Consider the following 22,960-nt stretch of genomic DNA (forward strand, 5'->3'; position numbering starts at 1 on the left):
ATTAATTCCGTGAATATCCTGGATTTTACTCCAACCCTGGATTTTGTATAAAACAAAATCATCTCGATCTTTTCTTCAAATCATCGGGATAATTTTTCAAAAACATCGAGATGATTTAGAACAAAGGTAAACACATCCCTTAACAGAAAACATAACAATTTTAAAGCAAAATGATAAACCCAAAATTAAAAACAAACGGATATTGTCTTTCGGATTAAATAAAAAGAATTATTTTTGGGATTATCTAATTGGGTAAATAATTCAATTTATCATATTCAATTACACAATTATTTTGTATCTTTTATAAACAATATACTATTATGAATAAAGCATCTTCTCTTGTCATTTTAGTAAATTCTCTGACAAAGGCGGAAAAAAGGTATTTTCGCCTGTATGCCAACCTACAAAATGGAGAAAAGGTATACTTATCCCTTTTTAATTTATTGGATAAAAAACTATCCATGGATGAAGTTTACACCCATTTTTGCAAAGAACAAAATGGCTGCAGTTTCGACATGGCCGTAAAACATCTTTACAGAGTCATTTTGGATTGCTTAATTAAATTGAGGGAAAAACAAAACATACAAACCGAAATATTTAACTATATTTCCAAAGCAGATATTTTATTTGAAAGAGCTTTATTTGACGATTCCTTTACAGAACTGGAAAAAGCTAAAAAGCTGGCCACAGCTTATGAAAATGATCCATTATTATTGTTAATTTTCCGAACCGAAATAAGATATTTAAGTACCCTTAATTTTGAAGGAGTAAGCGAACGGAAACTAGTAACAAAACAAATGAAAATACAAGAGACGATGAAGTATTCGAGAAATGTGAATATGCATCGGCAACTATATGATATTTTAAAACACCGCTTAATCTATAAAGGATATTCACGTTCTGACAAACAAAAAGAAGATCTGAACGATCTGGTATTAAGTGAACTTAATCTTATAGCAAACAGTTCTTACAAAGGTTTTGAAGCAACTAAGCTACATTTATTATTTCAAGCGACCTATTATCTGAACTCCGGTAATTATAAATCGGCAATACGGCATTATCAGGAACTGATTAACCTATTTGAAAAAAACAAACATTTGATATTAAATCCACCTATTTATTATGTAAGTGCCATTCATGGCATATTAGACAGTTTGCATACAGCCGGATTATATAAAGAAATGCCTTTTTTCTTAACCAAACTCAAAGAACTAGAAAACAAAGATTACCCGACAGAATTTGTATTAGATATAAAAGCTCGCATTTTTCAATATGAATTAGCGAGTTTTCAGAATACAGGTGATTTCAAATCAGCAAAAAAATTAATAGATAACCATGAAGAATGTCTAATCAAAAAAAGCGATTTACTGGAACTTGAAGCCCAATTAAAATTATATACCAACATTGCTATTTTTTATCTTAGTTGCGGAGACATACCAAATGCTAAAAAGAAAATAAAAAAAATATTTAGTTCAGGCAAGCTATTTTATGCTCTGCCTTCATACAAAATAGCCCGGCTCATTAACTTACTTTTACAGGCAGAGTTAGGCAATTATGATTTCTTAATCAGCGAAATCAGTTCTATAAAGCGGAATATCAGTTTTGAAAAGCAAGTGTATATCACCGAGAAACTCATATTTCGATTTGTACAGGCATACCCGCTCCCATCTTATAAAAAAATGCAAAACAAATTATGGGCCCATTATCAAAAAGACATCAGCAAAATCAAACAAGATAAATATGAACGGCACTTATTAAAAACATTTGATTTTCTTTCATGGATAGAAAGCAAATTGACAAACCGTCCTTTTGCCGAAATATTGCAGGAAAAAGCTTCATAGCAGACTTTGAAAGCAAACATGAACAATCTTCATAATAGCAAAGACACACTAAACAGCTATAAATGACAAACAAATGTTCAAAATAGCCGCTTAAAAAATAAAAGCATGCTCTAAAACATCTTTTTATTATTACATAAATACAAAGAAGAAAGTTACTTTTACACTCAATTTTGAATAACTAATATATACATGGAAAACAAATACACGCTGTCTGGCTTGATGGTTACTGATTTCAACAAGCTCATAGACGGAAAAAATACAATGCTCTGTATTCTCAAAAACAGACAAGGAGCAGAACTTTCCATTACCAATTACGGCGCAAAAATTATATCGCTAATGGTTCCTGACAGAAATGGGAAGTTAACAGATGTAGTTACAGGGCATAAATCTATTGATGATTACCTAACTTCTGAAGAACCTTATTTCGGAGCAATTTGCGGTCGCTACGGAAATCGCATCGCTAAAGGAAAATTCTCTATTGACGGTATAATATATGACAAATTAGCTATTAATAATGGACCAAACAGTCTCCACGGAGGAATAAAAGGTTTTAATGCCCAGGTATGGGATATACTTCAACAGGACGAACAAACGGTAACATTAGAATATATTTCTGCTGATGGTGAAGAAGGTTTTCCCGGCAAATTACAAACGATCGTAACTTACCATTTGACAGATAATAACGAAGTTGTTATTTCTTATCATGCCACAACCGATAAGCCTACCGTTCTGAATCTGACCAATCACTCTTATTTCAATTTATCCGGAGCCGGAGATCCCTACATCGGAGATCATATTCTAACAATTAATGCCGATTATTATTTACCAACCGACAGTACGGCCATACCTTACGGGCCTAAAGAAAAAGTCGAAGGTACACCTATGGATTTCCGCACTCCTCATGAAGTGGGCGAACGCATTAACGATGACTTTGAACAACTGGTTTTTGGAAAAGGCTACGACCACACATATATTTTAAATAAAGAAGACGATGAACTCTCTTTTTGTGCACGTTGTCTTTCTCCTAAGACCGGCATTATTATGGATGTATATACCACACAACCGGGTGTACAATTATATACAGGAAACTGGATGACTGGAAATTTTGAAGGAAAAAAAGGTCAACGTTATCCTGAACGTGCCGCATTATGTCTGGAAACGCAGCATTATCCCGACAGCCCGAATAAGCCGGAATATCCTTCTACCCTTCTACGTCCGGGCGAAATATTCGGTAGCACAACTATCTACAAATTCAAAGCAGAAAAATAATTATTAATCAATAAATTTAAAAACATTAAAAACAATGGAATCTACCAAACAAAAAAATTACACGTTGCCAATTATCATGATGGTGGCTTTATTCTTCATGATATCATTTGTAACAGGTTTACAGAACCCGTTTGGCATTATCGTTAAAAATCAATTCGCAGCCAGCAACTTTATGTCTCAGCTGGGTAATGCTGCCAACTTCATTGCCTATGCATTTATGGGTATTCCGGCAGGTTTATTATTGCAGAAAATCGGTTATAAGAAAACTGCATTATTAGCAATTATCGTTGGTTTCTGTGGTGTAGCTATTTCTTATTTGTCTGGTGTAGTTGGTAGTTATACCGTTTACCTGACTGGTGCATTCGTTTCTGGTTTCTCTATGTGTATGTTGAATACTGTAGTAAACCCAATGTTGAATACGCTTGGCGGCGGTGGCAACAAAGGAAACCAATTGATTCAGATTGCAGGTTCTGTAAACTCTATCGGTGCAACTATCGTTCCGGTATTGGTAGGCTATCTGATTGGTGATGCTGCAAGAGCACAGATTAGCAACGCTAACCCGGCCTTATTCCTGGCTATGGGTATTTTCGCCGTGGTATTTATCGTTCTGTTCATTATGGACATACCTGAACCTCACATGGCTATGGCTAAAGAGGCAGCAAAGACTCCTGATAAGCATAGTGCTCTTTCTTTCCGTCACTTTATCATGGGAACAGTTGCTATCTTCTTGTATGTAGGTGTAGAAGTTGGTATTCCTAATTTTATGAATTTGTTTGCTACTTCTCCTGAAATCGGCATCGATACAACAATTGCCGGATCTTTAGTTGGCACTTATTGGTTCCTTATGATGGTTGGTCGTTTATGCGGTGCATCTTTAGGAGCCAAGATTTCAAGTAAAGTCATGCTGACAACGGCTGCAACCGTAGGTATTATCTTTATCTTGATTGCGATCTTCTCTCCAGAAGACACAAAAGTTAGTATGCCGGTATTCTTGTCTGATATTTCATTCGGAATGGTAGAAGTTCCTATCGGAATCATGTTCATGGCTCTTTGCGGTTTATGTACGTCAATCATGTGGGGTGGTATTTTCAACCTGGCAGTAGAAGGATTGGGTAAATATACAGCTGCTGCCTCGGGCATCTTTATGGTAATGGTTTGCGGCGGTGGTATTCTGCCATTGGTTCAAGGTGCAGTAGCCGATGCAGCAGGTTTCATTGCCAGCTTCTGGGTAATCATCCTGGGTCTTGCATATATTCTTTACTACGCATTGATTGGCAGCAAGAATGTAAATAAAGATATTCCTGTAGAATAATACTTCAAAATCAAAATAGACGAAGGTAAGAGATTAGTTAAGATTGTCTGATCGTACAACTTAACTAATCTCTTTCATTTATAAATAAAATTGTTTTTAACCTCATTAAAAGACTAAGATCATGGATATAGAATTTGTAAGAAGCCGTTTTATCAAACATTTCGACGGAACAACAGGATCTGTATACGCTTCACCGGGGCGTATTAACCTGATAGGTGAACATACCGACTACAACGGTGGTTTTGTATTCCCCGGAGCCGTAGATAAGGGCATGGTAGCCGAAATAAAAGCCAACGGAACAGATAAAGTACGCGCGTATTCCATTGACCTGAAAGACTATGTAGAATTCGGATTGAATGAAGAAGACGCACCTCGTGCAAGCTGGGCAAGATATATCTTCGGCGTTTGTCGTGAAATCATCAAACGCGGCGGCAAAATCGGCGGATTCAATACAGCTTTTGCCGGCGATGTTCCTCTGGGAGCCGGAATGTCTTCTTCTGCGGCATTAGAAAGCACTTATGCATTTGCTTTAAATGAAATATTCAACTGCGGTCTGGACAAATTCGAATTAGCAAAAATCGGACAAGCTACCGAACACAACTATTGTGGTGTTAATTGTGGCATTATGGATCAATTTGCTTCCGTATTCGGTAAGGCCGGAAGTCTTATCCGTCTGGATTGCCGTTCATTAGAATATCAATATTTCCCATTTAACCCGGAAGGTTATAAATTAGTACTGCTTGATTCAGTAGTTAAACATGAATTGGCTTCTTCTGCATACAATAAACGTCGTGAATCTTGTGAAAGAGCTGTTGCAGCAATTCAAAAAAATCATCCACACGTAGAGTTTCTGCGTGATGCAACTATGGATTGGCTGAAAGAAGTTAAAAATGAAATATCAGCCGAAGATTACATGCGTGCAGAATATGTAATTGAAGAAATTCAACGTGTACTGGATGTTTGCGATGCTTTGGAAATAGGCGATTACGAAACAGTAGGTAAAAAAATGTACGAAACTCATCATGGTATGAGTAAACTATATGAAGTGAGCTGTGAAGAACTGGACTTCCTGAATGATATTGCCAAGAAATGCGGCGTAACAGGTTCACGTGTCATGGGCGGTGGATTTGGCGGCTGTACCATAAACTTGGTAAAAGAAGACAAATATGATGCATTTATTGAAGAAGCAACAAAAACATATAAAGAAAAATTCGGACGCAATCCGAAAGTATATGATGTTGTGATTAGTGACGGTTCCAGAAAACTGTGCTAAATAAAGTAAGGGGAGACTTTGCAAAGCCTCCCCTTTTCTTCTTAAAAGTTTTTTAAAAGACCTTGTTCATACAAACACTATCCTATTTCTTTCACAGAAAGTTCTACTTTCTTCTTCAAGACCTTGTTTATTATCAGCCCATTTACAAAAAAACAGGATGAAAGAAACCTTTTCCCCGGACGAATTGTTTCACTGATATAATGACTGATACAAAGAGATTAACTATCTTTGCACAAAAAATAATAATTCTCCCAAAATGAATGATATTAAAATATTGAATAGAGCAGCAAACAATATTCGTGTTTTAGCTGCTTCAATGGTGGAAAAAGCAAATTCAGGTCACCCGGGCGGTGCTATGGGTGGTGCTGATTTTATCAACGTACTATTCTCAGAGTTTTTAGTGTACGATCCTAAAAATCCGAGATGGGAAGGCAGAGATCGTTTTTTCCTTGATCCCGGGCACATGTCTCCTATGCTTTACTCTGTTCTGGCACTTACAGGCAAGTACACAATGGACGAACTAAAACAATTCCGCCAATGGGGCAGTATCACTCCGGGACATCCCGAAGTAGACGTAATGCATGGCATAGAAAACACTTCCGGTCCTTTAGGACAAGGACATACATATGCCGTAGGTGCAGCTATTGGTGCAAAATTCCTGAAAGCGCGTTTGGGAGAAGTTATGAACCAGACTATTTATGCCTATATTTCTGACGGAGGTATTCAGGAAGAAATATCACAAGGAGCCGGACGCGTTGCCGGAACTCTGGGTCTTGACAACCTGATCATGTTTTACGACTCCAACAACGTACAGCTATCTACCACTGTAGAAGAAGTTACAGCAGAAAACGTAACCATGAAATACGAAGCTTGGGGATGGAAAGTCATTACAATTAATGGTAATGACGCAAATCAAATACGCCAGGCTTTAACAGAAGCAAAAGCCGAATCCAAAAGACCAACCCTAATCATTGGTAATACAATTATGGGAAAAGGTGCTTTAGGAGAAGATCATAGCAGCTACGAAAACAAAGTATCCACACATGGTCAACCTCTATCGGCAGCTGGTGTTTCAATAACGGAAACAATCAAGGCATTAGGAGGTGATCCGGAAAATCCATTCACCATATTCCCTGAAGTAGCCGAATTATATACAAAACGCGCCAAAGAACTGGAAACTATCGTTGCCGAACGTTATGCGGTTCGTGACGCTTGGGCTAAACAGAATCCGGAATTAGCAGCCAAGATGAAAAAATGGTTTTCCGGTACTGCTCCGGAAATAGACTGGGCAGCTATAGAACAAAAGCCGAATCAAGCTACACGCGGAGGCTCTGCAACCGTATTAGGCGTATTGGCTACCCAGGTTGAAAATATGGTAGTTGCTTCTGCCGACCTTTCAAATTCGGATAAGACAGATGGTTTCTTAAAGAAAACACATTCATTCAGAAAAGGTGATTTCAGTGGTGCTTTCTTCCAGGCTGGTGTATCAGAATTAACTATGGCCTGCGTATGCATCGGTATGTCTTTACATGGTGGTATCATTGCCGCATGTGGTACATTCTTTGTATTCTCAGATTATATGAAGCCAGCAATCCGTATGGCTGCATTAATGGAACAACCTGTCAAATTTATCTGGACACATGATGCATTCCGTGTTGGTGAAGATGGTCCTACCCATGAACCGGTAGAACAAGAGGCACAGATCCGCCTGATGGAAAAACTGAAAAATCATAAAGGACATAATTCAGTTTTAGTACTTCGTCCAGCCGATGTTGTAGAAACAACTGTTGCATGGAAGATGGCTATGGAAAATATTTATACTCCTACAGCATTAATCCTTTCCAGACAGAATATAAACGATCTGCCAGCCAAAGACAACCGTTACAAAGAAGCATTGCAGGCAGAAAAAGGAGCTTACATTGTAAATGAAGATGCAAATCCTGACGTAGTTTTGGTTGCTTCAGGTTCGGAAGTATCGACACTGGTAGAAGGAGCAGAATTGCTTCGTAAAGATGGTATTAAGGTTCGTATCGTATCTGTTCCATCGGAAGGTTTGTTCCGCAACCAAAGTAAAGAATATCAGGAATCAATCATTCCTGCAGGTAGCAAAGTATTTGGCTTAACTGCCGGTTTGCCGGTTAATCTGGAAAGCCTGGTTGGCGCAAACGGTAAAGTCTGGGGATTAGAATCTTTCGGATTCTCTGCACCGTATAAAGTATTGGATGAAAAATTAGGTTTCACAGGACAAAACGTATATAAGCAAGTAAAAGATTTATTAGCATAATGAAAATGATAGGTTTAGCGTGCGACCATGCTGGTTTTGAATTAAAAGAGTATCTAAAGCAAGTGTTCGATAATAAGGGATTACTTTACAAAGATTTCGGAACTTATTCAACCGAAAGCTGCGATTATCCCGATTTTGCCCATGAGCTGGCTAAAGCTGTCGAAAAGGGAGAAGTATATCCGGGTATTGCTATTTGTGGTACAGGAAACGGCATTGCAATGACTCTCAACAAACATCAAAACATACGTGCAGCGCTCTGTTGGAATAAAGAAATAGCCCGGCTTGCGCGAGCTCATAACGATGCAAACATATTAGTTATGCCCGGCCGTTTTGTCGGCAATGAGGAAGCAGCTAAAATTGTCAATTCTTTTTTTGACGAACCATTTGAAGGCGGACGTCATCAAAGAAGAATAGATAAGATACCTGTTTCAATTATGTAATAAAAAAGATAATTCTTTTAAATATAGAAGTCCCGTCTTAACATTTCAAAAGTCAGTTCAATTGAAATGTTAAGACGGGACTTTTACGATTAAAAGTCAGCTCTTTTAAACCCGTATCATTTATTCATCTTTTGCTTTGTCAAAAACGTACGCGCAACAGTAGGGAATAATTCCAACAAAAGGATTTCCTTTTCATTTTCAGCTAACAATACACCACTTTCTTCCAATACAAGATTTTCCTGCATCACATAAGATGAACCATCATAAGGCATCTCATCACGGACACCGGCAATTTTCAAACGAAAAGCAGGATCAACCGGTATAGGCGTCTTACCATATTCACCTTTAACCAATGCAATAAACTGATTGGAAGGATTACTATACATCGGACGCCCGTTTTCTTCATCCAAAGCACAAGACACAGCTTGAGCACCGATAATCTGGCTTGTAGGAGTAACCAGCGGAGGCAATCCTGCATCCATTCTGACCTGAGGGATCAATGACATTGCCTTTTCCAATAAATCAGACTGTCCCAATTGCTTCAACTGGGCAACCATATTCGTGTACATTCCTCCGGGGATCTGAGCTTTCTTCACCAAGTCATTTGGCTCTGGGAAATCAAAATATTCTTCTATTGCATGGCAATAAAGCAGCAGATCATCTTCTTTATCTTTACGCGCAGCCTCAATAGCATCATTAAAGAAACGATTTATTTCGGCAGGAATTTTATCTTCCAGCGGATCAAAGTGCTTCGGTAGCTTCTTTGCCGTATCAAACGCAGATAATTCTTTACGTATTTCAAGCAATTCCGCATTAATCCTGGCAACAGCTTCCATATTCAAATCGAGCTCTATTCCCATCTTCCTACAAAAAATATAAACCAATTCAACTGCCGGTGCGGCCGGGCCACCTGCAAAATTCCATATATTTGTATCAACAATATCAGCACCATTCACTATTGCCATCAATACGGATGCCAAACCATAACCGGGCGTACAATGTGTATGAAAATCCACAGGGACTTTCAGGTTCTTTTTTAAAAGCCGTATCAGTTCTGCCGTACGTCCCGGAGGAATCAAGCCACTCATATCTTTCAGAGTTATCATATCAGCCCCCAGCGATTCCATTAAAAGAGCTTTATTCAGAAAATACTCATCTGTAAAGATTGGTTTATGCAGAGGATGTCCATGCAAAGCTGCCTTAATACGTTCTACTGCCGAATGGTGGGGATCTATCGTATAACAAACGGCGCAATCCGCTTTTCCACCATACTTTTTAACGTAACGAATAGTAGATTTAATATTGTCCACATCATTCAAAGCATCAAAAATACGCATAACACTTATACCCGACTGAATGGCATTCCGGCAAAAGCCATCTATAATCTCATCCGTATACGGATTATAACCGAAGAGGTTGCGACCACGGGAAAGGGCAGTAAGATTGGATGCGTCTCCTATTATCGCTTTTATTTTTTCCAAACGTTCCCACGGATTTTCATTTAAGTAACGCATTACGGAATCGGGCACTGCCCCACCCCATACTTCCATGGCATAAAAACCAGCATCTTTATAATAAGGAAGAACGCGGTCTATTTGCTTCTGTGACATTCTTGTAGCAAATGCAGACTGCTGACCATCACGAAGAGTTAAATCTCGAATTAATAATTTACGTACCATACCAAACTTATTTAAATCGTTCTATCAGACTGAAGTCTTTACAATATTATAACAAACGCTAAATAAGATTGGCACGGTTTTTCAGGTTAAGAATAAACAAATTTTCTAAACCCACAGAGCAGGAACAAAATACCGTAAATAGTTTCCTTCATATTTTTATGCAATTACTATAAATTTACTTTTACAGGAATATTATCCAAATCATAGTAATCCGACTCGATACGGTCCGGATAAACCTTTACAATACGGAAACCAACTTTGTCTTCACCTAACGGATAGCACAATGCACTTGAAGTTATCATCTTAAAATTACCTGCAGAACCTTTGGCATTCCGATGCAAATGTCCTGAAAACATAGCATCGACATTGTATTTGTTAAACATATCAATATAATTTCCGCGCTTCGTCAATGGAATATTGAAATATTGGTCTGCCTCATCCGGTGTTTCCACAAAAAAAGAATAGTGGCTGAAAAGGATACGATGGTTACACTTCTGTGAGTTTTTCAGGATTCTTTCCATCCACACCAGCTGCGATTGTTCTTCATCTTTCTTGTCGGCGAAGATAACCGGGCTATTCAAGCCGATAAAGCAAGTGTTCTTAACCTGGAAATTAAAACTGTCATAGCCATATTCATCCAGATAAGCCTGAAAAGCTTCGTCTGAAACATTTACATCAAAATCGTGATTGCCAGGCAATACATACACCGGAATTTCTTTTTTTATCTGCCCCAAGATTCGCCGGAATTCGGAAATCTGTTTTTTATCATTCCAGACATTCACCAAGTCACCTGTAAAAACGATAAATTCCGGATTCAACTTGTTTACAGCCTCCACAGCCTGTTCCATCAACTTCGTTTCTTTTGTGAAAGATTTATTACCATCCAACATCCCGAACTGCGGGTCTGACATCTGAACAAAATAAAATGCATCCGACTGAGCAAATGCCTGATTCATACAAAGAAGTACTGTTACTAAAGAAAAAAATAATTTATTCATGAGTATATGATTTAATAATTGTCAACATCACATTTACCAATAACAGGTATTTATAATTTCCTGCATCCGTGGGGTTTCCTGATCCGTATCTTTATATTGTTTGCGCAATTCAAGAAGTTCCCGCTTCATTTCTTTAATTATATCTGCGTATTCAGGATCATTATATGTCTTCATCACCTCTCCCACACTCCAATCTATCTCCATCATCACATCCCCATACAATCCCTGTTGGCTTTTACCTTTGAATTTATCCGATACTGCCAAAGGGACATGAGGCATGGAATGTGCCAGGTACAAAAAGAAAGGCTTGTTTTTATTCTTCTTTATAAAGTTAACCGACCGGGTGGTATAATCGGTGGTAAACCGGCTTTGGTCAGTATTATACCCTATCACTTTATTTCCATCGTATGTAGGTAAATCGGGGAAATTGAATATCTCGCCTTGTTGCGGGTGGAATGGCCACATATCGTTAGAATACGGGAGCCCGTAGTATTCGTCAAAGCCATTTTGCAAAGGGAGAAATTGTTCCTGGCTTCCCAAATGCCATTTGCCAAATACAGCCGTGCTATATCCTTTTTGTTTCAGCAACTCTCCCATTGTCATCTCGTCCTGATGAATACCATAATTGGAATCCGGACCGGGAGCACCGGCAAAACCTATACGGTTAGGATAACATCCTGTCATCAAACCGGCTCTCGAAGCACCGCTGATAGGTTGGCCTGCCAAAAAGTGTGTGAAACGAATCCCCTGGACGGCCATCCGGTCTATATTAGGAGTACTATAGCCATAAGCACCATTGAAAGAGAAATCTCCATAGCCTGCATCATCCAGGTTTATAAGTACGATATTTGTATAATTTGAAGCTACTGCCGACAAGGAAAAAGCGGATGCAGCAACCAATACCATTAGTTTGTTGTTCATGATATATATTTTACATCATACAAAACTAAACCAAATTATGAGAAAGACCAAAAGAAGGCAATTAAAATCATCCCGATGTTTTTTGTAAATCTTCCCGATGATTTGAAAAAATGATCGGGATGATATACCTTTGCCTCACAATTCAGAAAAGGAACGGAGCTGATGAAAGTATGTATTGCCGAAAAGCCCAGTGTGGCTCGCGAAATTGCCGAAGTCCTCGGTGCAACCCAACGAATGAACGGGTATATCGAAGGTAACGGTTATCAGGTAACCTGGACATTCGGCCATTTATGTACCCTTAAGGAACCGCACGAATACACTGACAACTGGAAACGGTGGAGCCTCGGTTCCCTCCCGATGATACCTCCCCGTTTTGGCATCAAGCTGATAAATAATCCTACTTATGAACAACAATTCAAGACAATAGAAGGCCTGATGCAAAATGCCGAAATGGTAATAAACTGTGGTGATGCCGGACAAGAAGGGGAACTTATCCAGCGTTGGGTAATGCAAAAAGCCGGCTGCAAATGCCCGGTTTACCGTTTGTGGATTTCATCATTGACAGAAGAAGCCATTCGTGAAGGTTTCCGGGAATTAAAGGAACAAACAGATTTCAACAAACTATACGAAGCCGGATTATCCCGGGCTATAGGAGACTGGCTGCTAGGCATGAATGCCACCCGTTTATACACGTTGCGTTACGGCCAGAACAAACAGGTACTCTCCATCGGGCGCGTACAAACACCCACACTGGCACTCATAGTCAACCGGCAGGCAGAAATAGAGAACTTCAAACCGGAACCCTATTGGGAGCTGAAGACCGTTTACCGGAATACCACCTTTTCTGCAACTAAAGGAAAATTTACAAAGAAAGAAGAAGGAGAAGCATTCCTCGAGATTGTACAACAAGAAGACTTTACCGTCACAAATGTATCCGAAAAGAAAGGAAAAGAATATGCTCCCCGGTTATTCGACCTAACATCTTTGCAGGTAGAATGCAACAAGAAATTTGCTTTTACGGCCGACGAGACATTAAAGCTGATACAATCATTATACGAAAAGAAAATAACCACCTATCCCCGTGTAGATACAACTTTCCTGAGTGAAGACATCTATCCCAAAGTGCCCAATACGCTTAAAGGACTGGCCGATTATGCAGAACTGACAGCCCCTGTGCTCTCAGCCAAGATTCCGAAAAGTAAGAAAGTATTCGACAATACCAAAGTTACCGACCACCATGCCATAATCCCGACAGGCGTACAGGCAAGAAACCTGACAGATAATGAACGAAAAGTATACGATTTGGTAGTACGCCGTTTTATTGCCGCTTTTTATCCGGATTGTGACATCTCAACAACTACCGTATTAGGAAAAGTAGGAAAAGTAGAGTTCAAGGTAACCGGAAAGCAAATACTGAAACCCGGATGGCGCGTAGTATTCGGTGCCGAGCAAAAAGACCCGGATGCAGAACCGTCAGAAGAAGAAGGCGTACTTCCCGAATTTAAAGTTGGCGAAAGCGGCCCTCATAAGCCAACTTTAGGAGAGAAATGGACACAGCCACCCAAACCATATACGGAAGCAACCCTGCTACGTGCTATGGAAACAGCAGGTAAACTGGTAGATAACGATGAATTGCGCGATGCCCTGAAAGAAAACGGCATTGGCCGTCCTTCTACCCGTGCGGCTATTATTGAGACGCTGTTCAAACGCAATTATATACGAAAAGAACGGAAGAACTTATTTCCTACGGCAACGGGTGTAGAACTGATAGGCACCATAAACGAAGAACTTCTGAAAAGTGCCGAGCTTACCGGGCTTTGGGAAAAGAAACTTCGCCTGATTGAAAAAGGCACCTACGAAGCGCGCACTTTTCTGGAAGAACTAAAGCAGCTTGTCGGACAAATTGTCAACAACGTCCTCTCCGATCAAAGCAACCGTACTATCACTATCGAGCAAGTACCGGTTGAAGAAGAAGAAAAAAAAGAAAAGGGCAAAGAAAGGAAACCCCGGAAACCCCGTACAAAGAAACCCGTCTGCCCCATCTGCAAAAAAGGCTCCATCCTACGTGGAAAAACGGCCTATGGTTGTTCAGAATATAAGAACGGCTGCACCTTCCGTCTGGATTACACAACATATGGTGAAGGATTATCGGATGAAGAATTGGCAGAAGTTATAAAGGGGCTTGGAAAATAACAACTTTTGTATCACAAATTATACAGGAATGAAAACAGAATGGTTCCCACTTGTAAACGAAACAGGTGAAACAATAGGAAAAGCAACCCGGCAGGAGTGCCACAGCGGAAGCAAACAATTACATCCGGTCATCCACCTCCATATATTTAACGACAATGGAGATTTATACTTGCAGAAACGCTCCATGACAAAAGATATCCAGCCGGGCAAATGGGACACTGCAGTGGGCGGGCATATCGATTACGGAGAAACGGTTGAAGAAGCCTTGCGCCGTGAAGTGCGTGAAGAATTAGGCATAACAGAGTTCACTCCGGAATTCATTACCAGCTATGTATTCGAATCTGCAATAGAAAAAGAACTGGTGAATACCTTCCGCACAACATACAACGGAATAATTACTCCTGATAAGGAAGAATTAGACGGCGGCCGTTTTTGGCCGTTGGAAGAGATAAAAGCCAATTTAGGAAAACAGGTTTTCACACCGAACTTCGAAAAAGAATTCAGTAAACTGTTCCTTACATAATTAACAATGATTTTTTGAAAAAAAGATCAGATGACCCTGCGATATTGAACAAGACATCATAAAACAATCGCCTAGAGCAGTAATATTCTAGGCGATTGTCTCATTTATTTTTTACCACGGAACGCTTTTTTTAAGATTTCTGTATAATTCTCCTTAACATATTTGCTTACATTTTTAAGTTCATCAAGATCATGATTTCCAGGTTCTTTATAACCTGTTACTACATATCCTGGTCCACTTGTAGACGGGTCTGTACGAAAAAAATAATGAGCTTCATCTTTTCCATCAGGCTTCTCCAATGTAACATGTTTTTTCTCTTGATGTAGTGTAAAGTGATAATTTCTACCATCCATTGTGAATTTCGGACATTTTCCAGGCGTAACTAAAACGCCACCTATTGGAATTTTTTCTTCTGCTGCCATAATATTAAATACTAATTTTCCTACTCTCTCAAAGGCTTTTCGGAATCCGCCTATATTAACTATCTCTGTAAGCTTACAGGAGCAAAGATATAGGTAGTATAAAGGAAAAGATATTATAATGTTTGAGGTTGGGAATTTAGTTTACGAGGTTAAGAAACTTGGCTTTAAAGTAATAAAATGACAAGAGCTTCATAGTAACTTCTAAATGGCTATTTTTTTCATTAGAAAACTGATAATATTCCGTATTTTTGCGCCACTTACGCTGTTTACAGTAATCAACTATTATTTCAATCATTTGTGAAAACAGACTTTGAAAACAATGTCTATCTTCACGTAAATGTAATATATATTTCACTTAGCCGAAATAAGAAACATCGTCCTTTGTCAAAAAGAATTATATTTGTAAAAAGAATAAAGAGTATGGCAACAACCCGGATCCTTGTAGTAGATGATGAAGAAGATTTATGTGAAATCCTCAAGTTTAATCTTGAAACAGAAGGTTATGAAGTAGATACTGCTTTCAGTGCCGAAGAGGCTTTAAAGATGGATTTATCCGTTTACCAGTTACTACTGCTTGATGTAATGATGGGAGAAATATCCGGCTTCAAACTGGCAAGCATATTACGTAAAAATGAAAGCACAGCAAACATTCCCATTATCTTCCTAACTGCCAAAGATACGGAAAACGACATGCTTACCGGATTTAACCTGGGAGCCGACGATTACATATCCAAACCATTCTCTATCCGCCAGGTTACAGCACGTGTCAAAGCCGTATTAAGGCGGACAGCAAATAAAGAGCAAACCAAAGAAAGCGACCTTTTGGTTTACGAAACATTGGTTATGGACACCAAACGCATTAAAGCTACCGTGGATGGCGTAGAAGTAGCTCTTACCAAAAAAGAATTCGAGATACTAAAGCTACTGTTAGAAAATAAAGGGAATGTCTTTTCAAGAGAAGAAATTCTGTCGCGTATCTGGAAAGACGAAGTGTATGTGTTAGACCGTACTATAGACGTTAACATTACGCGTCTGCGAAAGAAGATAGGCATATATGGAAAGAATATCGTAACCCGCTTAGGTTTCGGTTACTGTTTCGAATTTTAACAGAAGGCAAATATGGTCAAGATTGAAGAAGAAAAAAGAAACCGGGTCCCATTTAGCCAACGGCTGTTCTGGTCTATTTTCTTTATGTTCCTGGGGTTCTCTGTTTGCTTCCTATTGTTCCAATATCAGCGGGAACGTGAATTTGCACAGGAGAAGCTGAATAATGTGTTAAGCAATTACAACTACCAATTATTCCGCAAAAACCAGCAAACCGACAATATCAATCTTGCTGTCAGACAATTCATTGAAGATATTCCCCATAAAGAGCTCCGGGTAACCGTTATCGACCCTTCCGGCAAAGTACTGTTTGACAACAGCGGAACAGAAGAATTCAGCAACCATAACGATCGCAGCGAAGTACGCAAAGCCCGTTTATACAACGAAGGATTCGCCATCCGCTCGTCGCGTTCAACCGGTAAACGTTATTTCTATTCGGCCAACAATATAGGCGGATATATTTTCCGTACCGCCCTGCCTTACGATCCATACGTAAAAGGAATCCTTTCCATCAATAAAGACTTTATCTACTTTGCAGTCTTAATGATATTGATCTTCTTCTTTGTCCTTTCACGTTTCACATTCAATATTGGCCGGACTATCTCAAAACTACGCGACTTTGCTTTAAACATCCAAAAAGGGCAGATACCCGAAACAGACTATACTTTTCCGAATGACGAATTAGGTGACATTTCACAAAACATCGTTACACTTTATCATCGCCAGCAGAAGACCAAAGACGAGCTTTCAATGGAACGGAATAAGATTATCAAGCATTTCCAATATTCTAAGGAAGGTTTTGCCATGTTCACTGCCGATGGGAAGGAAATACTGTCCAATATCCTTTTTATCCAATTCCTGAACATCATATCCGATACACAGATACACCAGGCAGAAGATGTCCTGGATATTCCGGAAATGGAGCCAATCCGCACTTTCCTTACCAAGACAATCAACCTGCAAAACCGAAAAAATAAAGTACTCCGCCAATCTGTTACCGTCGACAAAAACGGAAAAATATTTCTAATTGAATGCATCCTGTTCCTCGATAACAGTTACGAATTATCTGTTAACGATATTTCGCGACAGGAAGAAGAAAGCCGTATGAAACGCCAGCTAACACAAAACGTAGCGCACGAACTGAAAACACCGGTCAGCAGCATTCAAGGATATTTGGAAACTATTATAAGCAATCCGGATTTAATGCCCGACAAACGCCAATTCTTTTTGGAACGTTGTTATTCACAAAGTACCCGGCTAACCGGATTACTCCGCGATATATCCGTATTAAACCGTTTGGATGAAGCTGCAGGTATGTTTGACTTATCGGAAGTAAATATACCCAAATTAATAGCGGAAATACAGAAAGAATGCTCCAAAGAAATGGAAGAAAAGAAAATTACAGCCGAAGCCATCTTACCGGATAATCCAACCATATACGGCAACTATTCACTACTTTATTCCATATTCCGCAATCTGTACGATAATGCAATTGCTTATGCCGGTGAAGAAGTTCATATTACAGTAAACTGCTATAAGGAAGATCCTAAGTATTATTACTTCAGTTTCTCCGACAATGGCACCGGCATAGCTGAAGAACATATCAACCGTATTTTCGAACGTTTTTACCGGGTAGACAAAGGGCGAAGCCGTAAAGTAGGCGGAACCGGACTAGGTTTATCCATTGTAAAGAATGGCGTCAACTTCCATAAAGGGCAAATCTCGGCCAAAAGCAGCCTGGGAAAAGGTGTCACATTTTTCTTTACACTCAAGAAAAAAATATAATATCAGGAAGTAAACCATTCCTTAAACTCCGAAACGCGGGCTTTGCTTACCAGTATCTTTTCGGGAGCAGGCACTTTCAGATTGACAGACAAACGGCTGTTAAACCATAGGTCTATATCTTTTACAGCCATGCGGGAAATAACAAATTGCCTGTTTACGCGGAAAAACCGTGAAGGAGGAACCCTTAATACATCACTCAGATCGTGGTATACAATACTGCTCCGATGCATATCAGAGATTATTGAAACGGTATCATATCATACCGAGCATGACTGAATCCTATGATCCTTATGCAAATGCCATAGCAGAAAGGATAAACGGGATACTCAAACATGAGTTTCTGCTTGAAGACCTTAATCTTCCATTGACGCAGATGAAGCGTCTGGTAAAGGATGCTGTTTATAAATATAATAATCTCAGACCACATTACTCGTGCGGATACAAAACACCGGAGTATATGCACCATCAGAGGCAGATTAAAATTAAAAGTTACAAAAACAAACAGTTCAGCAAGGCTAGCCTTGCTGAACTGTGATAAATGTGTTAGTTTTGTCCAATAACTGTAACGGTTATTTAGGACTAGTCATTATTATTTCTTATATTTCCTACTTACACATATCATTGATAATCTGAATCAATTCTCCGCCTAATTCTTCGGCTTCTTTCATTGTATGGGCTTCGGAATAGATACGAATAATAGGTTCGGTATTACTCTTACGAAGATGCACCCATTTATCAGGGAAGTCAATCTTTACACCATCAATATCGGTAATATCATACTGGGCAAATTTTTCTTTTACCTTTACAAGGATTGCATCCACATCAATCTCCGGGGTAAGTTGAATCTTTTGCTTTGAAATAAAGTACGGAGGATAAGTTGCACGCAGTTCGCTGGTCTTCATCTTCTTTTTTGCCAAATGAGACAAGAACAAAGCTATGCCAACCAATGCATCGCGACCATAATGACTTGCCGGATAAATAACACCGCCATTTCCTTCGCCACCTATTATAGCATCGGTTGCCTTCATCTTTGTTACAACATTCACCTCTCCTACTGCAGCCGCATTATATTCGCAACCATGATTACAGGTTACATCACGTAAGGCACGGCTAGAACTAAGATTGCTAACCGTACTACCCGGCGTATGACTCAGAACATAATCGGCAATGGCTACCAGCGTATATTCTTCGTTAAACATTTCGCCATTTTCACAAACAATAGCTAAACGGTCTACATCCGGATCAACAACAAAGCCTACATCAGCCTTTGCATGTTTCATCAAATCCGAAATCTCTGTCAGATTTTCAGGTAATGGTTCCGGATTATGAGAGAAATTACCATGGGGAGCACAATGCAACTTAAAGATTTCTTTTACACCTAACGCATAAAGCAAATCAGGAAGCACAACACCACCTACCGAATTTACGCAATCGATAGCAACACGGAAGTTGGCAGCCTTAATAGCCTCTACATCCACCAAATCCAACTTCAGAACACTTTCGATATGTTTTTGTTTGTAGGTATTATCTGCAGTTACCTTACCCAGATGGTCAACATCGGCAAACTCAAAATTTTCTGCTGCTGCAATTTCCAATACTTCATTACCTTCTGCAGCATTCAGAAATTCGCCCCGTTCATTTAATAACTTCAAAGCATTCCACTGTTTCGGATTATGGCTCGCCGTTAAAATAATTCCACCACAAGCCTGTTCCATAGTAACGGCTATTTCGGTAGTAGGCGTAGTTGCAAGATCAATATCCACAACATCAAATCCCATACCTGTAAGTGTACCCAATACCACCTGTTTTACCATCGGACCGGAAATACGGGCATCACGTCCTACAACAATTTTGTTTGTCTTTACTTTTGTGCTTTTCTTTATAAATGTAGCATAAGCTGCCACAAACTTCACGATAGCCAACGGATTTAACCCGTCATCCGGACTACCACCAATTGTACCGCGAATACCGGAAATAGATTTAATTAGAGTCATAAGTCAGATTATTTTTCAAATATATACCTTACCTTCTTAAAATAGACAGGAATACCATTCGTGTTAAAATAGGTCTGCTGAGTAAATCTTTTAAACGGAACTATCAATTTCACATACGAACTGTCACCTACATAGGCCAGGCCGCTGGCTAGTCCTTCCCCTACAAAATCTGCATAATAAGAAGTTTTTGGCTGATTAATCCCATAAGTAAACTCTACAGGAAAAGTGTTGCTTTCCGACAAAGTATTAAAAGATGAGGTATCACCCAGCAATGGTTTTGCAATAAAACGGCACAACACCTGTGTCTGTCCAAGTACCGCCCGTTGGCCATTACCTGAATCAATCACATTCAGATAAACATCATTATCCAGCTTCACAAATTGATTGGGTTTAAAAACACCGTCTTCAGGATAATCATCCAATACTTCAATTCCCTCTTCATCAATCAGGCGGTTTATAGCTTTCTTTTCTGCTTTCAGCATATCCGTATACGTTTTCGTTTTACTACATGATATAGCCACCAGCGCAGCACACACAATCAACAAGAAATTAAAACCTTTTTTCATCTGTAACTCTTTAAATATAATGACTGGCAAATGTAAATAATCTCCATCACATCTTACGCATTTTTACTCAAATCTTCCATTTTATTAGGATTAAATTCCTCTAATCCTTTTTCGAAAACGGCAACGGCATCCGATAATGTTCCATAATATTCGCCACCGGAAGCATTTTTATGTCCTCCTCCACTGAAATATTTAGAGGCAAACTGATTACAAGGAAAATCGCCAACAGAGCGTAAAGATATTTTCATATAATCCGAATCTTCGCGAATGAATACACTGAAACATATACCTTCTATACTGAGTGGAAGATTTACAAAACCTTCCGTATCTCCGGTTGCATAATGGAAACGCTTCAATTCTTCATCAGACAATGTAATCAGTGCTGTATGACATCCAGGGTATATTTTCATCTTTTCATACAAGACATACCCCATCAAACGTAAGCGGGATTCCGAATAGACTTGATTCACCTGACGGTATATCAGATCCTTATCTATGCCTTTCTTTATTAGTTCGCTGATAATCGTATAAATTTCAGGTTTATTTGAATTGTATGTAAAAGAGCCGGTATCTGTCATCATTCCCGTATAAATACATTCGGCAGCATTTTTATCCAGCAGGTCAAACATGCCCATACGACAAATAAAACGGAATACCATTTCGCTGGTAGAAGACATTTCGGGATAAGACATTATTACACGACAAAAATCGGCCGGGTTCAAATGATGATCTATCATTACCTTACGTCCTTCGGCAGCTATAACAACCGGAGCCAGCTTTTCTATACGCTTCGGTTCATTAAAATCCAAACAGAAGATTACATCCGCTTCACGTATTAATTGTTCGGCAAAATCCGGATATTTCTCATGGATCACTATATCTTTACGTCCCGGCATCCAATTATAAAATGAAGGAAATCCATTTGGCACAACCACCGAAACATTATCTTTACCGTAAGCAGTCAGAAAATGATATAAACCTAAAGATGAACCTAGCGCGTCACCATCCGGTGATACATGTGTTACTATAACAAAACTTTCGCCTTTTTCTACGTACTTTTTGGCTTTCTGAATCTTTTCTTCGTGAATGATTTTTGTAATCATATAATCTTTCTAAATTTTCAAAGCCAAAGGTACGACTTTTTTATGTTTCAGGATACATAATACCTTTTAATAACTTCAGCAAACATTATAATTAACAATAAAGACAATGATAAAAGTAGCCATACCGGACGATGCAAACGTAAATATAACAACGATGACAAAAGAATAGCATAGCAAACTATCAAACTTACAAAATCAAGTTGAATAATAAACATAGCTCCTGGAATGTGACTGAAAGCATCCACAATTTTCACCATCCATTGCGTTAAAATCTCCACGCCCCGCTGCAACCAGTCAAGACCAGGAAACCATTGAGGCAACATAAGCCATAAAAATGCCATCGGAATAAGCATTGTTGCAATAAAGGTTAAAGGCAAGTTCGTGAATAAAAACACGGATGATGACCGTCCGAAATAAAATAAACAAAGTAACGCCGTGCCAACCTGCGCCGCAATTGTTATTGTAATCCAATTCCAGGGAATCGACAACAAAGGATTTCTTACATAAATAAAATTCCTTAATGACGGTTGTAAATACAGGATAAAGAATACTGCTATATAACTCAACTGGAAACCTATATCAAACAAATAAAACGGATCGTACACCAACATACAAAAAGCCGCGGCAGCCAAAGTATTATAGCTATCTGTTGTACGCCGCAAAACTTTTCCTGTCAGGTAAAAAGACAACATACAACCAGCCCTGACAGTTGAAGCGGCCATACCTGTGACACAAACAAAACTCCATAAAAGAACCACTACTAAAATATACTTAGTCCATCGTCCGGCTCTGTTCTTTGGAAGAAATCCCAAAGCAATGGAAAGAAAACCACAAACGATAGCTACATGAAAACCGCTTACAGCCAAAATATGTGCCACACCGGCTGTCGAAAAATTTCTTTTCACCTCCGGGTTCATAGCTTGCCGGTATCCTAATGTTATTGTAGCTAAAACCGATTTTTCTTCATCTGTCAAGTGTAAACAATCAAAAGAGTCGGCCAATTTTGATTGTTCTTTCATAGCAAATTGCTGTATTACAGCAGGGCTAACATGATTATCTTGCCGCTCAACTCCTGCAGTAACAAACATGGATGACGTTATTAGCAGACAAGAAAAAACAAATCCCCATGTCCAGCGGTAATTATAACAACATCTATTGCCGTTCGCTTCGAAACAGAATGCCAATAACAAGAATGTACCGGAAGAAAACAAAAGCAAAACAGAAAGATTGCAGTCAGGAAATATTAACTGTAA

General features: G+C 39.1%; 18 protein-coding genes and 2 pseudogenes. 11 read left to right on the plus strand and 9 right to left on the minus strand.

Annotation, left to right across the window (positions count from 1 at the left end; all coding sequences use genetic code 11):
* Positions 1 to 320 precede the first annotated feature (320 nt).
* From C4S38_RS00185 to rpiB, 6 genes are all read left to right on the plus strand, one after another.
* Complete coding sequence (locus tag C4S38_RS00185; RefSeq protein WP_103982041.1) at positions 321 to 1,841, plus strand: hypothetical protein; 1,521 nt, start codon at positions 321 to 323, stop codon at positions 1,839 to 1,841.
* 189 nt (positions 1,842 to 2,030) lie between these two features.
* Complete coding sequence (locus tag C4S38_RS00190) at positions 2,031 to 3,110, plus strand: aldose epimerase family protein (RefSeq protein WP_103982042.1); 1,080 nt, start codon at positions 2,031 to 2,033, stop codon at positions 3,108 to 3,110.
* A 34-nt stretch (positions 3,111 to 3,144) separates the two neighbouring features.
* Positions 3,145 to 4,422 carry an MFS transporter gene (locus tag C4S38_RS00195; RefSeq protein ID WP_103982043.1) on the plus strand — a complete coding sequence of 426 codons (1,278 nt, stop codon included), beginning with the start codon at positions 3,145 to 3,147 and terminating at the stop codon, positions 4,420 to 4,422.
* Between the two features lie 121 nt (positions 4,423 to 4,543).
* Positions 4,544 to 5,695, plus strand: a complete 1,152-nt coding sequence (galK, locus tag C4S38_RS00200) for a galactokinase (RefSeq protein WP_103982044.1) — start codon at positions 4,544 to 4,546, stop codon at positions 5,693 to 5,695.
* 256 nt (positions 5,696 to 5,951) lie between these two features.
* On the plus strand, positions 5,952 to 7,979 hold the full coding sequence (locus C4S38_RS00205) for a transketolase family protein (protein ID WP_103982045.1): 2,028 nt from the start codon (positions 5,952 to 5,954) through the stop codon (positions 7,977 to 7,979).
* Positions 7,979 to 8,419 (plus strand): ribose 5-phosphate isomerase B, encoded by a 441-nt coding sequence (gene rpiB, locus C4S38_RS00210; RefSeq protein WP_103982046.1) that lies wholly within the window; start codon positions 7,979 to 7,981, stop codon positions 8,417 to 8,419. Before C4S38_RS00205 ends, rpiB begins: the two co-directional genes overlap by 1 nt.
* 116 nt (positions 8,420 to 8,535) lie before the next feature.
* Here the strand turns inward: rpiB and C4S38_RS00215 are convergent, their stop codons facing one another.
* The 3 genes and pseudogenes from C4S38_RS00215 to C4S38_RS00225 all read right to left on the minus strand — a co-directional run.
* On the minus strand, positions 8,536 to 10,098 hold the full coding sequence (locus C4S38_RS00215; RefSeq protein ID WP_103982047.1) for a carboxylase: 1,563 nt from the start codon (positions 10,096 to 10,098) through the stop codon (positions 8,536 to 8,538).
* 167 nt (positions 10,099 to 10,265) lie between these two features.
* Positions 10,266 to 11,096 carry a metallophosphoesterase gene (locus tag C4S38_RS00220; RefSeq protein ID WP_103982048.1) on the minus strand — a complete coding sequence of 277 codons (831 nt, stop codon included), beginning with the start codon at positions 11,094 to 11,096 and terminating at the stop codon, positions 10,266 to 10,268.
* Positions 11,097 to 11,252: 156 nt separating this feature from the next.
* Positions 11,253 to 12,017, minus strand: a pseudogene (locus C4S38_RS00225) (sulfatase-like hydrolase/transferase); the annotation flags it as partial.
* A 162-nt stretch (positions 12,018 to 12,179) separates the two neighbouring features.
* Here C4S38_RS00225 and C4S38_RS00230 point away from each other — a divergent pair.
* Positions 12,180 to 14,210, plus strand: coding sequence for a DNA topoisomerase 3 (locus C4S38_RS00230; protein WP_103982050.1), 2,031 nt, complete (start codon positions 12,180 to 12,182; stop codon positions 14,208 to 14,210).
* Between the two features lie 28 nt (positions 14,211 to 14,238).
* The gene (locus C4S38_RS00235; RefSeq protein WP_103982051.1) at positions 14,239 to 14,733 is read left to right on the plus strand and encodes an NUDIX hydrolase; all 495 of its coding nucleotides are present in this window, start codon (positions 14,239 to 14,241) and stop codon (positions 14,731 to 14,733) included.
* A 104-nt stretch (positions 14,734 to 14,837) separates the two neighbouring features.
* Here the strand turns inward: C4S38_RS00235 and C4S38_RS00240 are convergent, their stop codons facing one another.
* Entirely contained in the window at positions 14,838 to 15,155 is a 318-nt protein-coding gene (locus tag C4S38_RS00240) for a hypothetical protein (protein ID WP_103982052.1), read from the minus strand.
* Between the two features lie 420 nt (positions 15,156 to 15,575).
* Between C4S38_RS00240 and C4S38_RS00245 the strand changes: the two genes are divergently transcribed.
* Both C4S38_RS00245 and C4S38_RS00250 read left to right on the plus strand, forming a co-directional pair.
* Positions 15,576 to 16,262, plus strand: coding sequence for a response regulator transcription factor (locus C4S38_RS00245; protein WP_103982053.1), 687 nt, complete (start codon positions 15,576 to 15,578; stop codon positions 16,260 to 16,262).
* Positions 16,263 to 16,274: 12 nt separating this feature from the next.
* Positions 16,275 to 18,044 (plus strand): sensor histidine kinase, encoded by a 1,770-nt coding sequence (locus C4S38_RS00250; RefSeq protein WP_103982054.1) that lies wholly within the window; start codon positions 16,275 to 16,277, stop codon positions 18,042 to 18,044.
* A 2-nt stretch (positions 18,045 to 18,046) separates the two neighbouring features.
* Here the strand turns inward: C4S38_RS00250 and C4S38_RS00255 are convergent.
* A pseudogene (locus C4S38_RS00255) lies at positions 18,047 to 18,226 on the minus strand (LytTR family DNA-binding domain-containing protein); the annotation flags it as partial.
* Positions 18,227 to 18,312: 86 nt separating this feature from the next.
* Here C4S38_RS00255 and C4S38_RS00260 point away from each other — a divergent pair.
* Entirely contained in the window at positions 18,313 to 18,579 is a 267-nt protein-coding gene (locus tag C4S38_RS00260) for an integrase core domain-containing protein (protein ID WP_160034605.1), read from the plus strand.
* A 70-nt stretch (positions 18,580 to 18,649) separates the two neighbouring features.
* On the opposite strand, the gene glmM is transcribed toward C4S38_RS00260, so the two are convergent.
* Genes glmM through C4S38_RS00280 form a run of 4 tightly spaced genes read right to left on the minus strand, consistent with a single transcriptional unit; the run spans position 18,650 to position 22,726 of the window.
* Positions 18,650 to 20,038, minus strand: coding sequence for a phosphoglucosamine mutase (glmM, locus tag C4S38_RS00265; protein WP_103982056.1), 1,389 nt, complete (start codon positions 20,036 to 20,038; stop codon positions 18,650 to 18,652).
* Between the two features lie 8 nt (positions 20,039 to 20,046).
* Positions 20,047 to 20,604: a DUF4827 family protein gene (locus C4S38_RS00270; RefSeq protein ID WP_099465414.1), complete on the minus strand. Its 558-nt coding sequence runs from the start codon at positions 20,602 to 20,604 to the stop codon at positions 20,047 to 20,049.
* 53 nt (positions 20,605 to 20,657) lie between these two features.
* Positions 20,658 to 21,707, minus strand: a complete 1,050-nt coding sequence (locus C4S38_RS00275; RefSeq protein ID WP_103982057.1) for a DHH family phosphoesterase — start codon at positions 21,705 to 21,707, stop codon at positions 20,658 to 20,660.
* 47 nt (positions 21,708 to 21,754) lie between these two features.
* Positions 21,755 to 22,726, minus strand: coding sequence for a ComEC/Rec2 family competence protein (locus C4S38_RS00280; protein WP_234999255.1), 972 nt, complete (start codon positions 22,724 to 22,726; stop codon positions 21,755 to 21,757).
* Positions 22,727 to 22,960: the final 234 nt, after the last annotated feature.

It is taken from the genome of Parabacteroides chinchillae (assembly GCF_900108035.1).
GTDB classification, from domain to species: domain Bacteria; phylum Bacteroidota; class Bacteroidia; order Bacteroidales; family Tannerellaceae; genus Parabacteroides; species Parabacteroides chinchillae.

Excerpts from the sequence above, each read along its gene's own strand:
- C4S38_RS00185 (WP_103982041.1), top strand. The coding sequence starts at position 321 with ATGAATAAAGCATCTTCTCTTGTCATTTTAGTAAATTCTCTGACAAAG.
- C4S38_RS00190 (WP_103982042.1), top strand. The coding sequence starts at position 2,031 with ATGGAAAACAAATACACGCTGTCTGGCTTGATGGTTACTGATTTCAAC.
- C4S38_RS00195 (WP_103982043.1), top strand. The coding sequence starts at position 3,145 with ATGGAATCTACCAAACAAAAAAATTACACGTTGCCAATTATCATGATG.
- galK (WP_103982044.1), top strand. The coding sequence starts at position 4,544 with ATGGATATAGAATTTGTAAGAAGCCGTTTTATCAAACATTTCGACGGA.
- C4S38_RS00205 (WP_103982045.1), top strand. The coding sequence starts at position 5,952 with ATGAATGATATTAAAATATTGAATAGAGCAGCAAACAATATTCGTGTT.
- rpiB (WP_103982046.1), top strand. The coding sequence starts at position 7,979 with ATGAAAATGATAGGTTTAGCGTGCGACCATGCTGGTTTTGAATTAAAA.
- C4S38_RS00215 (WP_103982047.1), bottom strand. The coding sequence starts at position 10,098 with ATGGTACGTAAATTATTAATTCGAGATTTAACTCTTCGTGATGGTCAG.
- C4S38_RS00220 (WP_103982048.1), bottom strand. The coding sequence starts at position 11,096 with ATGAATAAATTATTTTTTTCTTTAGTAACAGTACTTCTTTGTATGAAT.
- C4S38_RS00230 (WP_103982050.1), top strand. The coding sequence starts at position 12,180 with ATGAAAGTATGTATTGCCGAAAAGCCCAGTGTGGCTCGCGAAATTGCC.
- C4S38_RS00235 (WP_103982051.1), top strand. The coding sequence starts at position 14,239 with ATGAAAACAGAATGGTTCCCACTTGTAAACGAAACAGGTGAAACAATA.
- C4S38_RS00240 (WP_103982052.1), bottom strand. The coding sequence starts at position 15,155 with ATGGCAGCAGAAGAAAAAATTCCAATAGGTGGCGTTTTAGTTACGCCT.
- C4S38_RS00245 (WP_103982053.1), top strand. The coding sequence starts at position 15,576 with ATGGCAACAACCCGGATCCTTGTAGTAGATGATGAAGAAGATTTATGT.
- C4S38_RS00250 (WP_103982054.1), top strand. The coding sequence starts at position 16,275 with ATGGTCAAGATTGAAGAAGAAAAAAGAAACCGGGTCCCATTTAGCCAA.
- C4S38_RS00260 (WP_160034605.1), top strand. The coding sequence starts at position 18,313 with ATGACTGAATCCTATGATCCTTATGCAAATGCCATAGCAGAAAGGATA.
- glmM (WP_103982056.1), bottom strand. The coding sequence starts at position 20,038 with ATGACTCTAATTAAATCTATTTCCGGTATTCGCGGTACAATTGGTGGT.
- C4S38_RS00270 (WP_099465414.1), bottom strand. The coding sequence starts at position 20,604 with ATGAAAAAAGGTTTTAATTTCTTGTTGATTGTGTGTGCTGCGCTGGTG.
- C4S38_RS00275 (WP_103982057.1), bottom strand. The coding sequence starts at position 21,707 with ATGATTACAAAAATCATTCACGAAGAAAAGATTCAGAAAGCCAAAAAG.
- C4S38_RS00280 (WP_234999255.1), bottom strand. The coding sequence starts at position 22,726 with ATGAAAGAACAATCAAAATTGGCCGACTCTTTTGATTGTTTACACTTG.